The sequence below is a fragment of the Symbiopectobacterium sp. Eva_TO genome, assembly GCF_053848865.1.
In genome coordinates this window covers 4124651-4142202 of record NZ_JBSPEY010000004.1, presented here as the reverse complement: position 1 = coordinate 4142202, position 17552 = coordinate 4124651, and the positions used below count along the sequence as shown (strand labels likewise).

Here is a 17552-nt window from a genome sequence, read left to right as displayed (position 1 = left end):
AGTGGTCAACTAATATTGGCCACCGCATTAGACTGTATGTAGAACAGTCGCTCAGATTCGTTTGGAGTTAAGCCGCCGTTATACCAGTGAGGCCGGATAGCGCTGTAATACCCCGTGATGTAGCGGATAATCGCGTCCTGGGCTTCGCTGAAGCTGTTGTAACCCTTTGTCGGCACCCATTCTGTCTTCAGGCTGCGGAAGAACCGCTCCATTGGCGCATTATCCCAGCAGTTACCCCGCCGACTCATACTCTGCTTTATCCGGCAGCGCCACAGGGCTTGCCGGTATTGACGGCTGGTATAGTGGCTGCCCTGGTCGCTGTGGAACATGACTCCTGTTGGTTGTCCCCGGAGTTCCCAGGCCATCTGCAACGCTTTAACTGTCAGCGCCGAGTCCGGCGACGTCGACATGGCCCAGCCCACCGGTTTGCGGGCGAACAGGTCTAGCACCACCGCAAGGTAAGCCCAGCATTTGCCCGTCCAGATGTAGGTCACATCGCCGCACCAGACCTGATCCGGCGCGGTAACCGCGAACTGGCGGTTGAGATAGTTCGGTATTTCAACGTGTTCATTGCCGCCGCGTTTGTATTTGTGAGCCGGTCGCTGGCAGCTGGCGATACCCAGCTCCTTCATCAGCTTGCCAGCCAGCGCCCCATTTTGACACCGGAGCTGCCGGTGACGATGGTCGCGATACTTCGAGCGCCGGCAGAGCCGCCGCTGGCGTTCCAGGCTTCCATGACGCGGCTACACTTAACCACGCGCTCACCGTCGGGTTCATTAGCGGAAGCCTGCCAGTGCCTGTAGCTGCTGCGATGTACCTCAAAAGTTTGGCACAACGCCGTGACCGGGTATCGCGCCCTCAGCCTGTCGACTACCGTGAACCGTTGAGTGAGTCCGACATTAAGAGCGCCGTAGCCTTTTTTAGGATTTCGTTCTCCATTTCAAGGCATTGGACTTTTTTCTTCATCTCACGCAGCTCGAGCTGTTCAGGGGTAAGAGGAAGTCCCGTTGGCGTTTTTCCCTGTCGTTCAAGGCGAAGCTTATTGACCCAGCGACTAATGGCAGAATGGCTGACATTAACCGCCTCTGCGGCCTTAACGTATGTGTAGCCGTGGTCGACAACCAGCTTTGCGGCTTCGAGCTTAAATTCCGCCGTAAAATGTTTACCCATGAGGTCACCTGTCGTGTTGATGAGGTGAGCATATCACCTCCGATCAGGTGGCCAGTATCAGTGTGCCACTACAACCGTGGATCTGGTTAGTGGTTTTTACTTTATCTCTGATAAGAGATTCCCTGACCCGATGCAGTGCTCGCATCGCCTGCTGAACCTCCGTTTTAGGCTGAACAAAACGCATTGACGGCCGGGATGCGGCTTCACATATCGCCTCTGCATCAACAAAATCATTTTTATTGCCCTTGACAAACGGGCGCACAAATTGCGGAGAGATAAGTTTTGCTTCATGGCCGCTATCATTGATACGCCGCGCCATAAAGTGTGCACCGGCACAAGCTTCCATAACAACAACCGAGGGCGGGTACGTCGCCAAAAACTGCATTAGCTTTGTGCGCGTAAACTTCTTACGCAGAAGCGCTTTACCTGACTTATCCTGGCAATGAATATGAAAAAAATGTTTACCGAGATCGATACCAATAAGAGTAACGTTTTCCATGATGGCCTCTCCTGAAAGAAAAACACCCTGCCAGCGTACCGCTCACAGAGTGGGGGTGACCATCTCATTAAGCCCTACAAAAAATGGCGTTTTTTTGTCATGACGGCTCTCGCTACAATGAAGCAATGGTATATGTGCTTTGCAATCGCTTGGATAACAAAGCACATACGCGACAATGGTGCGATAATACCCCGTTACATAATAATGCCGTGCGATCCCTCCTACAGGAAGAGGGCATCGTGATGGCTCGCAGAAACACCGTTTGAGGAAGCAAAAAGCATGACGACGACAACGATTGAAAAAATTCAGCGCCAGATTACAGAAAACCCGATTCTGTTATACATGAAAGGTTCCCCGAAGTTGCCGAGCTGCGGTTTCTCTGCCCAAGCCGTGCAAGCGCTGTCGGCGTGCGGTGAATGCTTCGCCTATGTGGACATTTTACAAAACCCGGATATTCGTGCTGAGCTGCCAAAATACGCTAATTGGCCGACCTTTCCCCAACTGTGGGTTGACGGTGAACTGCTTGGTGGATGCGATATTGTCATTGAAATGTATCAACGTGGCGAATTGCAGCAACTGATCAAAGAAACCGCAGACAAATACCGTGAGCCGCAGGATGGAGACAGCGCACAGTAAATCGTGCCTGTTGGCGAGCATACCGCCGGTATCTGAGGTAAAAGAGGGGTCCTAGCACCTGGGTCCCCTTTTATTTGGGGATGAAACCTGTTTATGGTCGTATTCGGGGAACTCAGTCCGTTTGGTCTTCCACGGGCAATGGCCAACCGCCCAGTCGCTTCCAACGATTAACCAGTTCGCAAAATAGCGCCGTGGTTTGCTGCGTATCATAAAGCGCTGAGTGTGCCTGCGCGGAGTCGAAGGCGATGCCAGCGGTCATGCAGGCCTTTGCCAATACGGTTTGTCCCAGCACCAATCCGCTCAGCGCGGCAGTGTCAAAGGTGGCAAAGGGGTGGAACGGGTTGCGCTTCAACCCGCAGCGTTCCGCTGCCGCCATCAGAAAGCCGTGATCAAAATTGGCGTTGTGGGCGACAATAATCCCGCGATTGCAGCCCCTGTCTTTAATACCTTTACGCACCATTTTGAATATTTCATGCAGGGCTTCGTATTCAGAGACGGCACCGCGCAACGGATTGTGGGGATCAATGCCGGTAAATGCCAGCGCAGCGGGATCAAGCAGCGCGCCTTCGAATGGCTCGACGTGAAAATGCAACGTCTCATCGGGCTGTAACCAACCGTCTTCATCCATTTTCATCGTGATGGCGGCAATTTCCAGCAGTGCGTCAGTTTTCGCGTTGAACCCTGCAGTTTCAACATCAATAACAACCGGGTAAAACCCGCGGAAACGACCACTCAGTGCGTTCAGGTTATTTTTATCAGCCATGTTCTCTTTAATCATTTACTAAATGCAGCGCGCATTATGGCAAATTCCCACCATCAATGCAGTAAACCTGATGCCTTGAGCACCCCGAAGGGGAGAAGTGCGCAATGGAATGAGCACAGCGTAAGAGAGAAGGGGAAGGAGAAAGCCAAAAAAAGCGGCGGACAGAAGCCGCTGTAGTGGCACACTGATACTGGCCACCTGATCGGAGGTGATATGCTCACCTCATCAACACGACAGGTGACCTCATGGGTAAACATTTTACGGCGGAATTTAAGCTCGAAGCCGCAAAGCTGGTTGTCGACCACGGCTACACATACGTTAAGGCCGCAGAGGCGGTTAATGTCAGCCATTCTGCCATTAGTCGCTGGGTCAATAAGCTTCGCCTTGAACGACAGGGAAAAACGCCAACGGGACTTCCTCTTACCCCTGAACAGCTCGAGCTGCGTGAGATGAAGAAAAAAGTCCAATGCCTTGAAATGGAGAACGAAATCCTAAAAAAGGCTACGGCGCTCTTAATGTCGGACTCACTCAACGGTTCACGGTAGTCGACAGGCTGAGGGCGCGATACCCGGTCACGGCGTTGTGCCAAACTTTTGAGGTACATCGCAGCAGCTACAGGCACTGGCAGGCTTCCGCTAATGAACCCGACGGTGAGCGCGTGGTTAAGTGTAGTCGCGTCATGGAAGCCTGGAACGCCAGCGGCGGCTCTGCCGGCGCTCGAAGTATCGCGACCATCGTCACCGGCAGCTCTGGTGTCAAAATGGGGCGCTGGCTGGCTGGCAAGCTGATGAAGGAGCTGGGTATCGCCAGCTGCCAGCGACCGGCTCACAAATACAAACGCGGCGGCAATGAACACGTTGAAATACCGAACTATCTCAACCGCCAGTTCGCGGTTACCGCGCCGGATCAGGTCTGGTGCGGCGATGTGACCTACATCTGGACGGGCAAATGCTGGGCTTACCTTGCGGTGGTGCTAGATCTGTTCGCCCGCAAACCGGTGGGCTGGGCCATGTCGACGTCGCCGGACTCGGCGCTGACAGTTAAAGCGTTGCAGATGGCCTGGGAACTCCGGGGACAACCAACAGGAGTCATGTTCCACAGCGACCAGGGCAGCCACTATACCAGCCGTCAATACCGGCAAGCCCTGTGGCGCTGCCGGATAAAGCAGAGTATGAGTCGGCGGGGTAACTGCTGGGATAATGCGCCAATGGAGCGGTTCTTCCGCAGCCTGAAGACAGAATGGGTGCCGACAAAGGGTTACAACAGCTTCAGCGAAGCCCAGGACGCGATTATCCGCTACATCACGGGGTATTACAGCGCTATCCGGCCTCACTGGTATAACGGCGGCTTAACTCCAAACGAATCTGAGCGACTGTTCTACATACAGTCTAATGCGGTGGCCAATATTAGTTGACCACTACACTTTGCCGGCAGCGCGAAAAACGGGTGTTACGTTCGGAAAAGGCTACACTGAATAGCGAGTGGCAGCAGCCTTCGTTATTCAACGATGAGTAGTGCGGCTACGGCCCTAATAACTTATGTTGCATAATGCAGAGAGAACAACTCTTTTGCACCGTTATGCGTTGAGAGAATTTCCTCAAGGTGTATATATTTGGTATAACAGCAATGTGGCTACCGCCATTATGGATAAATTATTAAGCAAGGCGCCTTTTTCATTTTTTTTAAAATCAGAGTTGATTGCAATCCAGGGATATAGCTTAGTACGCTAATAATAAGGAGATGTTATGGAATTGCCGTTAGGTTCTGATTTGGCCAGATTGGTTCGCGTGTGGCGATCATTAATTGATTGGTAATGACTCCAATTAGTAGAACATGTGTTTTTCGATGAAGGCTCCGATGACTTTTTCGTGGATCTCGACGGAGCGCGAGAAGCAAATCGTTTTACGCGCCAGTCGTTTAATGCGGGTACGGAGCGTCAGGTTATTGCGCTCTATGCGTTGCGTGAAGATCTTGCCAGTCAGATGTTTCTGCTTCGGAACCTCTCTTGCATAGCTGCCCCAGTTGTCACTGGTAATCATGCCGATGTTGAACTGTGTCAACAGAGCCAGCAATTCACGGCAGGTCTCATCGGTTCGGGGGCCAAAAGTGTAGGCCAGAACACCGCCCGTTTTGGTATTGTAAGCGTACCAGAGCCAGTGCTGTAGCGCCTGACTGCCAACGAAGCTCCATTGCTCATCAAGTTCACAGATAAGGGCGACGTCGGCGTGAGCAACGGGAGAAGACGTTATCCTGCGGGGTGAGAGCTTTTTAAAGCCCGGATGACCGTATTGATGCCGATTTTCAACGTTCTGGCGGTATCGCGAACACCGGCACCGTTGAAGGCCATATCAACGATCTGCTCTTTGACTCTCGGCTTTCGCGCTTCATAGCGGTAGGTAAGCTGGAATACACGGCGACAGTACTGACACAGGAAGCGTTCGCGCTTAGTTGGACTAAGGCCATGTCGATAAACTTTATCTGAATGGCAGCGAGGGCAATGAACAAAAACAGTAACCACGTGGAAACCTCAAATAGCGGCAGAATATCACAAAAGCCAACTATTTGAAGGCATTACCCAATAATGCAGGTTATCACCACCGTGCCGGTGGTGATAACAGAAAATAGAGGCGTGTTTATCGTGGTGCTACAGTCACGTTTTGGCCGTTGCTGGACATGGCAACACGTTGGCCTACGCTGAAACGGGTATCACCCTGGCGTTGCACAACCATGATGGTGGTGCCATCATCACGACGGATTTCCAACTCGACGCCCTGAACGCGGTTCATCGCACCTTGTGCACTTTGCCCCGCTACGCCACCCGCCACAGCGCCTGCTGCGGTTGCCAGTGAACGACCCGTGCCACCACCGATGGTGTTACCCAGGAACCCACCCAGTACTGCGCCACCAATAGCGCCCATGGTGCCATTCTCATCGCCAGCCTGAATCTGTACAGGTCGTAATGAAACGATGGTGCCATAAGTTACAGTACGAGCCTGTTTGGCTTCAGAGGCGCGATAAACGTCACCGGAAAGCGAACTGGTGTTGGCACAGCCCGCCAATGTCATACCGGCTAAAGTAATCACAAGTAAACGCTTCATCATATATAAGACTCCTGTAATCGCAATGTGTCAGCTTTCCGTTACTGAAGGCTAACGTGGTAATGCTTATCAAACGGTCACCGCGAAACGCCAAATTGGCCGTTGCGCACAACTCACCCTGATATAATAGGATTATATTGATAATGAAAAATGGCTAAAGTTCCTTGCTGCCACTATTCTCTTTCATCCTATTGGCGCATATGTTCATTTTATAGCAAAAAACGGCCTTTTTTTCCTCAAAATAAACGCGCATTCAAAGAATAGGATAACGAATCCGCCGTAGAATGAAGAATACCTGAGCCGTTCGCCCGCTCGCCATGTTATTTTGTAAACAAGTGCAGCTTGGTTTATGGCACCTCGTTATACACAAGTCCGCAACGCCTTATATGCCAAGGGTTAGCGGGCTGAAATAGGCAGCCAGTGGGGTTGTAAATGAAGTGAAACCGACGTGTACTATCGCCATTTACGGCGCTGAAAAATGACACGGGATTCAGATGGCTGGGCACACCAAGAACTGGAAGGGGTAAATCTTGGTGACACGAGGCTCAATAAGCGTGCCAAAGGGCTTTTGATACGGCTGGCTGAGAATCCGCAAGCCAGCATTCCGCATGCGTGCCTCGGATGGTCTGAGACGCTGGGTGCTTACCGCTTCATGGAGAACCAAGCATTCGAATGGCGAGACATTCTGCAACCTCACTGGCAGCGTACGCAGGAAAGGATCCGAGAACACGAGGTTGTGCTGTGTATCCAAGACACTACCGAGCTTGACTTCAACGGGCAGCAAATCCAAGGCTTGGGTCCCTTGAACTACGAAGCCAGGCGTGGTCTGTATCTGCATCCGACCTACGCGGTCAGTCCGGATCGCGTGGGGTTGGGCGTACTGGATGCGTGGATGTGGGCAAGAGAGCCGAAGGATGCAGACGGAAAACGCGATGGGATCAAGGAGAGTACGCGCTGGCTCGAGGGATACGAGCGAGTTGCTGAACTCGCCTCGGAGTTGCCAAACACACGTCTGGTGTACTTAGCCGATCGCGAAGCGGATATCAAGGCGTTGATGCAGCTCGCTGATGACCTTGGCACTCCGGCTGACTGGTTGATCCGCTCGACTCATAATCGCAGTCTGGACTGTAATGAGAAGCTTTGGCAGAAGGTTGGAAAGACCGTGCCGGTGGGAGAAATCCAATTCGTTATGGCGGCTCGCGCGGGGCAGAAGGCGCGTACGGTGAAACAGGCGCTGCGCGTGAAGCGAGTGTCGCTGCGTTGCGGGTTGGCAGTGACTTGTGTGATAGCCAAGGAAATTGAGCCGCCAGCAGGCGTGAAGCCGGTCGAGTGGCGGTTGCTGAGCAATCGCGTACCTGAAGGACGAGAAGATATCGTGGAGCTGATCGACTGGTATCGGGCTAGATGGGAAATCGAGATGTTCTTCAATGTGCTGAAGAACGGCTGCTGTGTCGAAGCGTTACAGTTATCGACCGTGGATCGCATTGAGCGGGCATTGGCGCTGTTCATGATCGTGGCATGGCGCATCGCCTATTTAATGCGTATGGGACGAACCTGTCCAGAGCTAGACGCAATGTTGTTCTTTGATTCCGACGAGACTCATGGCGCTTACCTACTGATGAACAAGCGTATGCCCAAGGGCCGCCCTAAGCTAAACGAAGTATTGCGCTTAGTTGCGCAACTCGGAGGCTTTCTTGCTCGAAAAGGCGACGGTGAACCAGGCGCAAAAACTATCTGGAAAGGCTTGCAGAAAGTCATGACGGCCGCCGAAACGCTACGCGCGCTCAGGCACGAACAGAGATGTGTATAACGAGGTGGGTTTATGGGGATTTTGTGTGCGTGTACAGCACGGGATGTGAAATACACCGTTATGAAATCAGGCAGATACATCGGAGTGATGTCGGGTACCAGTCTGGACGGTGTCGATGTGGTTCTTGCAGCGATTGATGAGCACACGGTCGCGCAGCAGGCGAGCTATTGTCATCCAATGCCGTTGGCATTGAAGCAAGCGATTCTGGACGTGTGTCAGGGGCAGGAGGTAACGCTGTCAACGTTAGGTCAGTTGGATACACGCCTCGGTAAGCTGTTTGCCGAAGCAGTGCTAATGCTGTTGAAACAGACCGAACTCGATGCCAGCGATATCATGGCGATCGGCTGCCATGGACAAACGGTGTGGCACGAACCGGTCGGTGACGCGCCTTGTGCGCTTCAAATCGTTGATAAAAAACAGATTTCTGCGTTGACTGGCATTACCACGGTGGGCGATTTTCGCCGACGTGACATCGCGCTTGGCGGGCAGGGTGCGCCGCTGGTGCCGGGTTTTCACTATGAGTTGCTGATGCACCCGGATGAGCGTCGCGTAGTGCTCAATATCGGGTGGATTGCCAATATCTCCCTGCTGGCGCCTGACTGTCCGGTACGTGGCTATGATACCGGGCCAGGGAACATGTTGCTGGATGCCTGGATCTGGCGTCGTCAAGGGCAACCCTATGATAAAGACGCGCAGTGGGCGGCAACCGGACAGGTTAACGTCTCCTTGTTGCGCCGCATGCTGGCCGATTCCTATTTCGCTTTACCTGCACCTAAAAGCACCGGGCGCGAATACTTTAATCTGGGCTGGCTGGAAAAGCAGCTTGCGGGATATGGGACCCTTGCGCCTCAGGATGTACAGGCCACACTGGCGGAGCTAACCGCCGTCAGCATTGCCGACCAGGTGCTGTTAACGGGAGGCTGTCAACGTGTGCTGGTGTGCGTCGGCGGGGCGCGCAATCCCCTGTTGATGGCGCGTCTGTCTGCATTGATGCCCGGCATTGAGGTCAATACCACCGATGAGTGTGGCGTGAACGGCGACGATATGGAGGCGCTGGCTTTTGCCTGGCTCGCTGCACGCACCTTGTCGGGACTGCCCGGTAATCTGCCGTCAGTGACCGGTGCCAGCAAAGCGACGATATTGGGGGCGATTTTTCCCGTTCTGAACGACTAATCAGATTTTGCTGAGGGGTCGTTGTAAAACCCGTTGTTACACTGTTGTTTTCTGTGACTCGACAGGCTGTGTCGTGGTCACCTGGTGATAACCTTCAAACAGGTAACAACGGGAAAGTAACAATGAAAATAATGCTATCGGGCCGTGCGGGCGTGCTGTTAGGGCTTATGATTCTGTCCGGCTGTAGCGGGTTTAACCGGCAGACACCGGTAAAAACGCTGCATTATCAGTGTGGCACTCTGCCGCTCACCGTGACGCTGAAACAGGATATCCAGCCAGCGGAAGTGAATTTCCTGCTGGATGGCGAGCGTCTGCAACTTCCGCAGGTGGTTTCTGCCTCAGGCACCAAATAGAGCAATAACCGGTATACCTTCTGGAGCAAGGGGGAACGCGCCTTTATTGAGCGTAGCGGACACATCATTGCGGATGATTGCCTCCTACAGAATGCGCCTTGACGCAACGTGTTACATTGAGATTTTCCCGCTGTGGGCGCAGAATGGAATGATGATTTTCGTCCCAACACACCACAGCAGGATGTTATGACACAGGACAACACTTCACTTCCCTCCGCCGCATTTCCGACCGAAGATGAAATTGCGGACGTCAGACGCGAATATACCCGTGGCGGTTTACGCCGCAATGAATTGACCGCCAACCCACTCGATTTATTTGATAAGTGGCTCAAGCAGGCGTGCGATGCGCGCCTGTCCGATCCTACCGCGATGTGCGTTGCCACTGTCGATGAGCAGGGCCAACCATACCAGCGCATCGTGTTGCTCAAACACGTCGATGAGCAAGGTATGGTGTTTTACACCAATCTGGGCAGTCGCAAGGCACAGCATCTGGCGCTGAATTCGCGTATCAGTTTACTGTTTCCCTGGCACAGCCTGGATCGCCAGGTGATTGTGACGGGGCATGCTGAACGTTTATCCACCATCGAGGTGTTGAAATATTTCCACAGCCGGCCGAAAGAGAGCCAGATAGGCGCTTGGGTTTCACAACAATCGAGCCGCATATCGGCCCGTGGCGTGCTGGAAAGCAAGTTTTTAGAACTGAAACAAAAATTCATGAAAGGCGAGGTGCCGTTACCGAGCTTTTGGGGCGGATACCGTGTGGCCATTGATACTGTCGAATTTTGGCAGGGCGGGGCGCATCGTCTGCATGACCGCTTTATCTACCAGCGCGACGGCGAGAACTGGCAAATCGATCGTCTGGCACCTTAAGTGCTGTGAATTGTAGCAAATATCCCCTTTAAATACTGGCGCTCCCCTCGGGGGCGCTTTATTCTATGACGTTACGTTATTTCCCTTGGAATACGTTTTTTTAAACATCGTTTATTTTACGAAAATGGAGCTATTGATGGCGAGTGGTAACCTGATTCAACAATTGCAAGAGCGGGGCCTGGTTGCTCAGGTAACGGACGAAAACGCGTTAGCAGAGCAGCTGGCGCAGGGGCCAATTGCACTGTATTGCGGTTTCGATCCGACCGCTGACAGCTTGCATTTGGCGCATCTGGTGCCGCTGTTGTGCCTGCGTCGCTTCCAGCTTGCGGGACACAAACCCGTGGCATTGGTCGGTGGAGCCACTGGACTTATCGGCGATCCGAGCTTTAAAGCCACAGAGCGAAAACTCAATACCAACGAAACCGTGGGCGAGTGGGTTGAGAAGATTCGCGATCAGGTGTCGCCGTTCCTGGATTTTGATTGCGGCGACAATAGCGCTGTCATGGCGAACAACTATGACTGGTTCGGCGGCATGAACGTGCTGACTTTCCTGCGCGATATCGGTAAGCACTTCTCCGTTAACCTGATGATTAACCGCGAAGCGGTGAAACAGCGTTTGAACCGTGATGATGTGGGTATCTCTTTTACCGAGTTTTCTTACAACCTGTTGCAAGGATATGATTTCGCGGCGTTGAACGAAAAATATGGCGTTGCGTTGCAGATCGGCGGCTCCGACCAATGGGGTAATATTACCTCCGGGATCGATCTGACCCGTCGCTTGCACCAGAATACGGTGTTCGGACTGACCGTTCCGTTGATCACCAAATCAGACGGCACCAAATTTGGTAAAACGGAAGGCGGCGCAGTCTGGCTGGATGCCAAGAAAACCAGCCCGTACAAATTCTACCAATTCTGGATCAACACCGCCGATGCGGATGTCTATCGCTTCCTGAAGTTCTTTACCTTCCTCAGCATTGAAGAGATTACCGCGTTGGAAGAAGAGGACAAAAACAGCGGCAAGGCGCCGCGCGCCCAGTATGTGCTGGCAGAAAACGTCACGCGCATGGTGCACGGTGAAGAGGGTCTGCAAGCGGCGCAGCGCATTACGCAGAGCCTGTTCTCAGGTGCACTGAATGCGCTGACAGAGAATGACTTTGCCCAGTTGGCTCAAGATGGCATGCCGGTTATTGAACTGGGGCGTGATGCTGACTTGCAGCAGGCGTTGGTAACGGCCGAACTGGTCCCTTCTCGTGGCCAGGCGCGTACCATGATCTCCTCAAATGCGGTGACCATTAACGGCGAAAAACAGTCTAACCCTGAGTATGCCTTCACGAACAGCGATCGTCTGTTTGACCGCTATACGCTGCTACGCCGTGGTAAAAAGCACTACTGCCTGATTTGTTGGACGGCATAAGAAAACAGCATGCATAAGGGAGCGAAGGCTCCCTTTATTCTTGGTAACACTCCGAGGTTAGTGATAAGCAAGGTCAGGTTGTTGATAAATGAAAAACATTCTTTCTATTCAGTCCCATGTGGTTTTTGGACATGCAGGTAACAGTGCCGCAGAGTTTCCGATGCGGCGTATGGGCGCAAACGTTTGGCCGCTCAATACGGTACAATTCTCCAATCATACGCAGTATGGGCAGTGGACCGGTAGTGTGATGGATGCCAGTCATTTGACCGACATTGTGCAGGGGATTGCCAATATTGACAGACTGGCGCGCTGCGATGCAGTGTTGAGTGGCTATATCGGTTCCCCCGAGCAGGGCGCCAGCATTCTGGATATCGTCCGTCAGGTTAAAGCGGCGAATCCGCAGGCGATCTATTTTTGCGATCCGGTGATGGGTACGCCCGAGAAAGGTTGTTTTGTGGCACCCGGTGTTTCGGGTTTCCACTGTAACCAGTCGCTGCTGGCAGCCGATGTGATTGCGCCGAATCTGCCGGAACTGGAACTTCTGGCTGGTGTGACGGTGCACAATGTGGATGAGGCCGTTGCCGCAGCGCGTCAGCTCTGTGAGCGTGGACCGAAAATCGTGTTAGTTAAACACCTCAGCCGCGCAGCACGCCGTGCTGACAGTTTTGAAATGTTGCTGGTTACGCCTACTGACGCTTGGCATATCCGCCGTCCGCTGGTGGAGTTCGAACGTCAGCCTGTTGGTGTAGGTGATTTGACCAGCGGCCTGTTACTGGTGAACCAGCTCAAGGGCGTTGCATTAGATAAGGCGCTGGAGCACACCACGGCAGCAGTATATGAAGTGATGCTGGTGACCAAAGAGATGGACGAGTACGAACTGCAATTGGTGGCGGCACAAGATGGCATTGCCAACCCACGTCATCATTTTCAGGCGGAACGCCTCGGTTAATGGCGCGTTAGGCGGCACCCTTGGGTGCCGCACTCTCTCTTACCCTTTCAATCGTTCAACCTTCAATGCCGTTAACACCGCCGGGCGTTCTGCAATATGGTCGAGATAAGCGGCCAGTGCCGGATAGCGGAACATATCGAGCTTTAACGACTGCGCCCACCGCATCACAGTAAACAGATATGCATCCGCGACGGAAAAACGATTTCCCACCAAATAGTTTTGTTCACTGAGCACGATGTTGATATAGCGGAAACGAACCTGAAGGTATTCCTGTAGCAATTCCTTGTAGGTTTCTGGTGTACCTGGACGAAAAATGGGGGTAAACGTTTTGTGCAGTTCGGCGGAAATATAGTTAAGCCACTCAAGACCATATCGTTATACACATCTTTTGGCCATTTTTTGAACAGGATGCTCAGAACCCCGTGAATTAAGGCATTCAAGCCATCCCATTGGCTTTTTGAGGTTCAAAATGCCACTCTGAGATAAACCCGTAACTCATTGATTAAACAGTGCGTTAGAAAGATGTGTATAACTATATGACTCAAGACCCTGTACATTTTGAGGTACATCGCAGCAGCTACAGGCACTGGCAGGCTTCCGCTAATGAACCCGACGGTGAGCACGTGGTTAAGTGTAGTCGCGTCATGGAAGCCTGGAACGCCAGCGGCGGCTCTGCCGGCGCTCGAAGTATCGCGACCATCGTCACCGGCAGCTCTGGTGTCAAAATGGGGCGCTGGCTGGCAAGCTGATGAAGGAGCTGGGTATCGCCAGCTGCCAGCGACCGGCTCACAAATACAAACGCGGCGGCAATGAACACGTTGAAATACCGAACTATCTCAACCGCCAGTTCGCGGTTACCGCGCCGGATCAGGTCTGGTGCGGCGATGTGACCTACATCTGGACGGGCAAATGCTGGGCTTACCTTGCGGTGGTGCTAGACCTGTTCGCCCGCAAACCGGTGGGCTGGGCCATGTCGACGTCGCCGGACTCGGCGCTGACAGTTAAAGCGTTGCAGATGGCCTGGGAACTCCGGGGACAACCAACAGGAGTCATGTTCCACAGCGACCAGGGCAGCCACTATACCAGCCGTCAATACCGGCAAGCCCTGTGGCGCAGCCGGATAAAGCAGAGTATGAGTCGGCGGGGTAACTGCTGGGATAATGCGCCAATGGAGCGGTTCTTCCGCAGCCTGAAGACAGAATGGGTGCCGACAAAGGGTTACAACAGCTTCAGCGAAGCCCAGGACGCGATTATCCGCTACATCACGGGGTATTACAGCGCTATCCGGCCTCACTGGTATAACGGCGGCTTAACTCCAAACGAATCTGAGCGACTGTTCTACATACAGTCTAATGCGGTGGCCAATATTAGTTGACCACTACAGTACTGGAGGGAAGAATACTCTGCTGGGTATTAGCAAGCGTGGAGATAAAAACCTTCGCCGATTGCTTGTTCAATGTGCGCGGGTATTTATCCTAAGAATTGACCATCAATCAGGGAGATTAGCTGATTGGGTAAGGTCTCAGTTGGGCAGGAAACATTCTTGCGTTGTGTGCTGTGCATTAGCAAATAAATTAGCTCGAATAGCTTGGGCAATAACGACACGAAATACCGTGTTTGAACAGTAATGCTGGTCTAACAGTCAGCAATTTAACGAAGTTACCCATCTGGTTTTGCGAAGACTGATTATTGATGACATGAACGGCCTGACGGCCTGATATAAAACCAAAAAATGAAAATGGCTCAATGAAGCCGATGGCCTTTTTAGGAATATCAGGTGCGAAACTCATCGTGGCGCGGGCATCCTTGGCCATAAAGACGCCGGATAGATTTAAGCAAGCCCACCATTAATCAAAGATCAGTGTTGCAAAAATAGGGGTGACCATAGATTTTATGGCGCAGGTTCACGGGTATGATTCCGGCGCGATGACAGGTCGAATGGCTGTGCGACGTGTTGCTACGGGCAAGGTTATTGCAAAATGTAAAGTTATGTCGTTTTAGCGATAGGAAGATTAAGAATGCTTGAAAACGGCGTGATAACCCATACCATCGTGTTGTGAGTGATGTTAATCCCTTTAGAGAGGAAATCAGACTGTTATGATGCGTATTGCGCTTTTCCTGATCACCAACCTGGCGGTGATGTTGCTATTTGGGCTGGTTCTCAGCCTGACGGGAATTCGGTCCAGCAGTGTCCAGGGGCTTATGATCATGGCTGGCCTGTTTGGCTTTGGTGGTGCGTTCGTTTCACTGCTGATGTCCAAATGGATGGCGCTACGCTCGGTGGGCGGTGAAGTGATCGAACAACCGCGTAATGAAACCGAGCGTTGGTTGCTTGAAACCGTGCGGGTACAATCGCAGCAGGCTGGCATTGCGATGCCGCAGGTCGCTATTTATCACGCCCCCGATATCAACGCCTTCGCGACGGGGGTACGACGTGATGCGTCGCTGGTGGCTGTGAGCACCGGTTTGCTGCAAAACATGAGCCGTGATGAAACCGAGGCGGTAATTGCCCACGAAATTAGCCACGTGGCTAACGGTGATATGGTTACCATGACGCTGATTCAAGGCATAGTGAACACCTTTGTTATCTTTATCTCGCGCCTGATCGCGCAGGTGGCATCCGGTTTCCTTTCTGGCAATCGCGACGAAGGTGAAAGCAGTAACGGTAACCCGCTGGTCTATTTTGCCGTGGCAACGTTGCTGGAGTTGGTGTTTGGCATTCTGGCGAGCATCATTACCATGTGGTTCTCGCGCTACCGCGAGTTCCATGCGGATGCAGGATCGGCGAAACTGGTGGGCCGTGAAAAGATGATTGCCGCGTTGCAGCGTTTGAAAACCAGCTATGAACCGCAGGAAGAAGGCAGCATGATGGCGTTTTGTATCAACGGTAAATCAAAATCTTTCAGCGAGTTATTTATGTCACACCCGCCGTTGGATAAGCGCATTGAAGCGCTGCGCAGCGGTGCTTATCTGAAATAAAACTTCCACAAAAACAAACCATTCCACAACAGGGAGTCCATTACGGCTCCCTGTCTGCAATAACGTGTTATCCTCTATACCTCACCTCGTTATACACATCTCTGTTCGTGCCTGAGCGCGCGTAGCGTTTCGGCGGCCGTCATGACTTTCTGCAAGCCTTTCCAGATAGTTTTTGCGCCTGGTTCACCGTCGCCTTTTCGAGCAAGAAAGCCTCCGAGTTGCGCAACTAAGCGCAATACTTCATTTAGCTTAGGGCGGCCCTTGGGCATATGTAGTGGTCAACTAATATTGGCCACCGCATTAGACTGTATGTAGAACAGTCGCTCAGATTCGTTTGGAGTTAAGCCGCCGTTATACCAGTGAGGCCGGATAGCGCTGTAATACCCCGTGATGTAGCGGATAATCGCGTCCTGGGCTTCGCTGAAGCTGTTGTAACCCTTTGTCGGCACCCATTCTGTCTTCAGGCTGCGGAAGAACCGCTCCATTGGCGCATTATCCCAGCAGTTACCCCGCCGACTCATACTCTGCTTTATCCGGCAGCGCCACAGGGCTTGCCGGTATTGACGGCTGGTATAGTGGCTGCCCTGGTCGCTGTGGAACATGACTCCTGTTGGTTGTCCCCGGAGTTCCCAGGCCATCTGCAACGCTTTAACTGTCAGCGCCGAGTCCGGCGACGTCGACATGGCCCAGCCCACCGGTTTGCGGGCGAACAGATCTAGCACCACCGCAAGGTAAGCCCAGCATTTGCCCGTCCAGATGTAGGTCACATCGCCGCACCAGACCTGATCCGGCGCGGTAACCGCGAACTGGCGGTTGAGATAGTTCGGTATTTCAACGTGTTCATTGCCGCCGCGTTTGTATTTGTGAGCCGGTCGCTGGCAGCTGGCGATACCCAGCTCCTTCATCAGCTTGCCAGCCAGCCAGCGCCCCATTTTGACACCGGAGCTGCCGGTGACGATGGTCGCGATACTTCGAGCGCCGGCAGAGCCGCCGCTGGCGTTCCAGGCTTCCATGACGCGGCTACACTTAACCACGCGCTCACCGTCGGGTTCATTAGCGGAAGCCTGCCAGTGCCTGTAGCTGCTGCGATGTACCTCAAAAGTTTGGCACAACGCCGTGACCGGGTATCGCGCCCTCAGCCTGTCGACTACCGTGAACCGTTGAGTGAGTCCGACATTAAGAGCGCCGTAGCCTTTTTTAGGATTTCGTTCTCCATTTCAAGGCATTGGACTTTTTTCTTCATCTCACGCAGCTCGAGCTGTTCAGGGGTAAGAGGAAGTCCCGTTGGCGTTTTTCCCTGTCGTTCAAGGCGAAGCTTATTGACCCAGCGACTAATGGCAGAATGGCTGACATTAACCGCCTCTGCGGCCTTAACGTATGTGTAGCCGTGGTCGACAACCAGCTTTGCGGCTTCGAGCTTAAATTCCGCCGTAAAATGTTTACCCATGAGGTCACCTGTCGTGTTGATGAGGTGAGCATATCACCTCCGATCAGGTGGCCAGTATCAGTGTGCCACTACAGCCCAGCCATCTGAATCCCGTGTCATTTTTCAGCGCCGTAAATGGCGATAGTACACGTCGGTTTCACTTCATTTACAACCCCACCGGCTGCCTATTTCAGCCCGCTAACCCTTGGCATATAAGGCGTTGCGGACTTGTGTATAACGAGGTGTCTATACCTCTGTCTTGATAGCATAAATTCCTTTTTTACTGGGAAAACAGGGGATGAAAATCAGGAGAATGTTTCATAAAATAAAACCATGATCACGGAAAAATGAAACATTGTTTCTATAATGCTGGTATTACAGATCTATCGCATCAGGGTGGCGGTGAGTCGCA

The 17552-nt window shown here is 52.7% G+C and carries 15 protein-coding genes and 7 pseudogenes; 13 read left to right on the top strand and 9 right to left on the bottom strand.

Annotation, left to right across the window (positions count from 1 at the left end; all coding sequences use genetic code 11):
- Positions 1-5: 5 nt before the first annotated feature.
- Together ACWWJF_RS24295 and ACWWJF_RS24290 are read right to left on the bottom strand one after the other, a co-directional pair.
- A pseudogene (locus tag ACWWJF_RS24295) lies at positions 6-1170 on the bottom strand (IS3 family transposase).
- Positions 1171-1246: 76 nt separating this feature from the next.
- A pseudogene (locus ACWWJF_RS24290) lies at positions 1247-1669 on the bottom strand (IS110 family RNA-guided transposase); the annotation flags it as partial.
- A 279-nt stretch (positions 1670-1948) separates the two neighbouring features.
- On the opposite strand from ACWWJF_RS24290, the gene ACWWJF_RS24285 reads away from it, so the two are divergent.
- Positions 1949-2305 carry a Grx4 family monothiol glutaredoxin gene (locus ACWWJF_RS24285; RefSeq protein ID WP_455870787.1) on the top strand — a complete coding sequence of 119 codons (357 nt, stop codon included), beginning with the start codon at positions 1949-1951 and terminating at the stop codon, positions 2303-2305.
- Between the two features lie 112 nt (positions 2306-2417).
- Here ACWWJF_RS24285 and rnt read toward each other — a convergent pair whose 3' ends face one another.
- Entirely contained in the window at positions 2418-3068 is a 651-nt protein-coding gene (gene rnt / locus ACWWJF_RS24280; RefSeq protein WP_455871251.1) for a ribonuclease T, read from the bottom strand.
- Between the two features lie 245 nt (positions 3069-3313).
- Between rnt and ACWWJF_RS24275 the strand changes: the two genes are divergently transcribed.
- From ACWWJF_RS24275 to ACWWJF_RS24265, 3 genes and pseudogenes are all read left to right on the top strand, one after another.
- Positions 3314-4482, top strand: a protein-coding gene (locus ACWWJF_RS24275) for an IS3 family transposase (RefSeq protein WP_455868400.1) whose coding sequence is annotated in 2 segments (ribosomal slippage) — positions 3314-3569 and positions 3569-4482 — 1170 coding nt in all. Because the reading frame shifts where the segments join, the coding sequence is not laid out codon by codon here.
- A 124-nt stretch (positions 4483-4606) separates the two neighbouring features.
- Positions 4607-4798, top strand: a complete 192-nt coding sequence (locus ACWWJF_RS24270; protein WP_455870786.1) for a hypothetical protein — start codon at positions 4607-4609, stop codon at positions 4796-4798.
- Between the two features lie 15 nt (positions 4799-4813).
- Positions 4814-4876, top strand: a pseudogene (locus ACWWJF_RS24265) (transcriptional regulator SlyA); the annotation flags it as partial.
- 15 nt (positions 4877-4891) lie between these two features.
- On the opposite strand, the gene ACWWJF_RS24260 reads toward ACWWJF_RS24265, so the two are convergent.
- Both ACWWJF_RS24260 and ACWWJF_RS24255 read right to left on the bottom strand, forming a co-directional pair.
- Positions 4892-5586, bottom strand: a protein-coding gene (locus ACWWJF_RS24260) for an IS1 family transposase (protein WP_455870785.1) whose coding sequence is annotated in 2 segments (ribosomal slippage) — positions 4892-5346 and positions 5346-5586 — 696 coding nt in all. Because the reading frame shifts where the segments join, the coding sequence is not laid out codon by codon here.
- 115 nt (positions 5587-5701) lie between these two features.
- Positions 5702-6169 (bottom strand): glycine zipper 2TM domain-containing protein, encoded by a 468-nt coding sequence (locus ACWWJF_RS24255; RefSeq protein ID WP_455870784.1) that lies wholly within the window; start codon positions 6167-6169, stop codon positions 5702-5704.
- A 475-nt stretch (positions 6170-6644) separates the two neighbouring features.
- Between ACWWJF_RS24255 and ACWWJF_RS24250 the strand changes: the two genes are divergently transcribed.
- From ACWWJF_RS24250 to pdxY, 6 genes and pseudogenes are all read left to right on the top strand, one after another.
- Complete coding sequence (locus ACWWJF_RS24250) at positions 6645-7976, top strand: IS4 family transposase (protein ID WP_455868936.1); 1332 nt, start codon at positions 6645-6647, stop codon at positions 7974-7976.
- 60 nt (positions 7977-8036) lie between these two features.
- On the top strand, positions 8037-9149 hold the full coding sequence (gene anmK, locus ACWWJF_RS24245; protein WP_455871250.1) for an anhydro-N-acetylmuramic acid kinase: 1113 nt from the start codon (positions 8037-8039) through the stop codon (positions 9147-9149).
- 122 nt (positions 9150-9271) lie between these two features.
- A pseudogene (locus ACWWJF_RS24240) lies at positions 9272-9604 on the top strand (MliC family protein).
- Positions 9605-9688: 84 nt separating this feature from the next.
- A complete protein-coding gene (gene pdxH, locus ACWWJF_RS24235; protein ID WP_455870783.1) occupies positions 9689-10372 on the top strand; it encodes a pyridoxamine 5'-phosphate oxidase in 684 nt (227 codons plus the stop codon).
- A 136-nt stretch (positions 10373-10508) separates the two neighbouring features.
- Positions 10509-11786: a tyrosine--tRNA ligase gene (tyrS, locus tag ACWWJF_RS24230; RefSeq protein ID WP_455871249.1), complete on the top strand. Its 1278-nt coding sequence runs from the start codon at positions 10509-10511 to the stop codon at positions 11784-11786.
- Between the two features lie 88 nt (positions 11787-11874).
- A complete protein-coding gene (gene pdxY, locus ACWWJF_RS24225; protein WP_455870782.1) occupies positions 11875-12735 on the top strand; it encodes a pyridoxal kinase PdxY in 861 nt (286 codons plus the stop codon).
- 39 nt (positions 12736-12774) lie between these two features.
- Here pdxY and ACWWJF_RS24220 read toward each other — a convergent pair.
- Positions 12775-13101 (bottom strand): annotated as a pseudogene (locus tag ACWWJF_RS24220) (glutathione binding-like protein); the annotation flags it as partial.
- A gap of 191 nt (positions 13102-13292) precedes the next feature.
- On the opposite strand from ACWWJF_RS24220, the pseudogene ACWWJF_RS24215 reads away from it, so the two are divergent.
- Both ACWWJF_RS24215 and ACWWJF_RS24210 read left to right on the top strand, forming a co-directional pair.
- Positions 13293-14110, top strand: a pseudogene (locus ACWWJF_RS24215) (IS3 family transposase); the annotation flags it as partial.
- Between the two features lie 4 nt (positions 14111-14114).
- Positions 14115-14363, top strand: a pseudogene (locus tag ACWWJF_RS24210) (transposase); the annotation flags it as partial.
- Here ACWWJF_RS24210 and ACWWJF_RS24205 read toward each other — a convergent pair.
- The gene (locus ACWWJF_RS24205) at positions 14310-14549 is read right to left on the bottom strand and encodes a hypothetical protein (RefSeq protein ID WP_455868475.1); all 240 of its coding nucleotides are present in this window, start codon (positions 14547-14549) and stop codon (positions 14310-14312) included. The pseudogene ACWWJF_RS24210 and the gene ACWWJF_RS24205 sit on opposite strands and share 54 nt — an antisense overlap.
- A 283-nt stretch (positions 14550-14832) precedes the next feature.
- On the opposite strand from ACWWJF_RS24205, the gene htpX reads away from it, so the two are divergent.
- On the top strand, positions 14833-15714 hold the full coding sequence (gene htpX, locus ACWWJF_RS24200; protein WP_455870781.1) for a protease HtpX: 882 nt from the start codon (positions 14833-14835) through the stop codon (positions 15712-15714).
- Positions 15715-15803: 89 nt separating this feature from the next.
- Here the strand turns inward: htpX and ACWWJF_RS24195 are convergent, their stop codons facing one another.
- Both ACWWJF_RS24195 and ACWWJF_RS24190 read right to left on the bottom strand, forming a co-directional pair.
- Positions 15804-15983 carry an IS4 family transposase gene (locus ACWWJF_RS24195; protein WP_455870780.1) on the bottom strand — a complete coding sequence of 60 codons (180 nt, stop codon included), beginning with the start codon at positions 15981-15983 and terminating at the stop codon, positions 15804-15806.
- A gap of 9 nt (positions 15984-15992) precedes the next feature.
- Positions 15993-17161 (bottom strand): IS3 family transposase gene (locus ACWWJF_RS24190; RefSeq protein WP_455868400.1). Its coding sequence is split into 2 segments (ribosomal slippage): positions 15993-16906 and positions 16906-17161, totalling 1170 coding nucleotides; the frame shifts between segments, so codons are not numbered across the junction.
- Positions 17162-17552 lie beyond the last annotated feature (391 nt).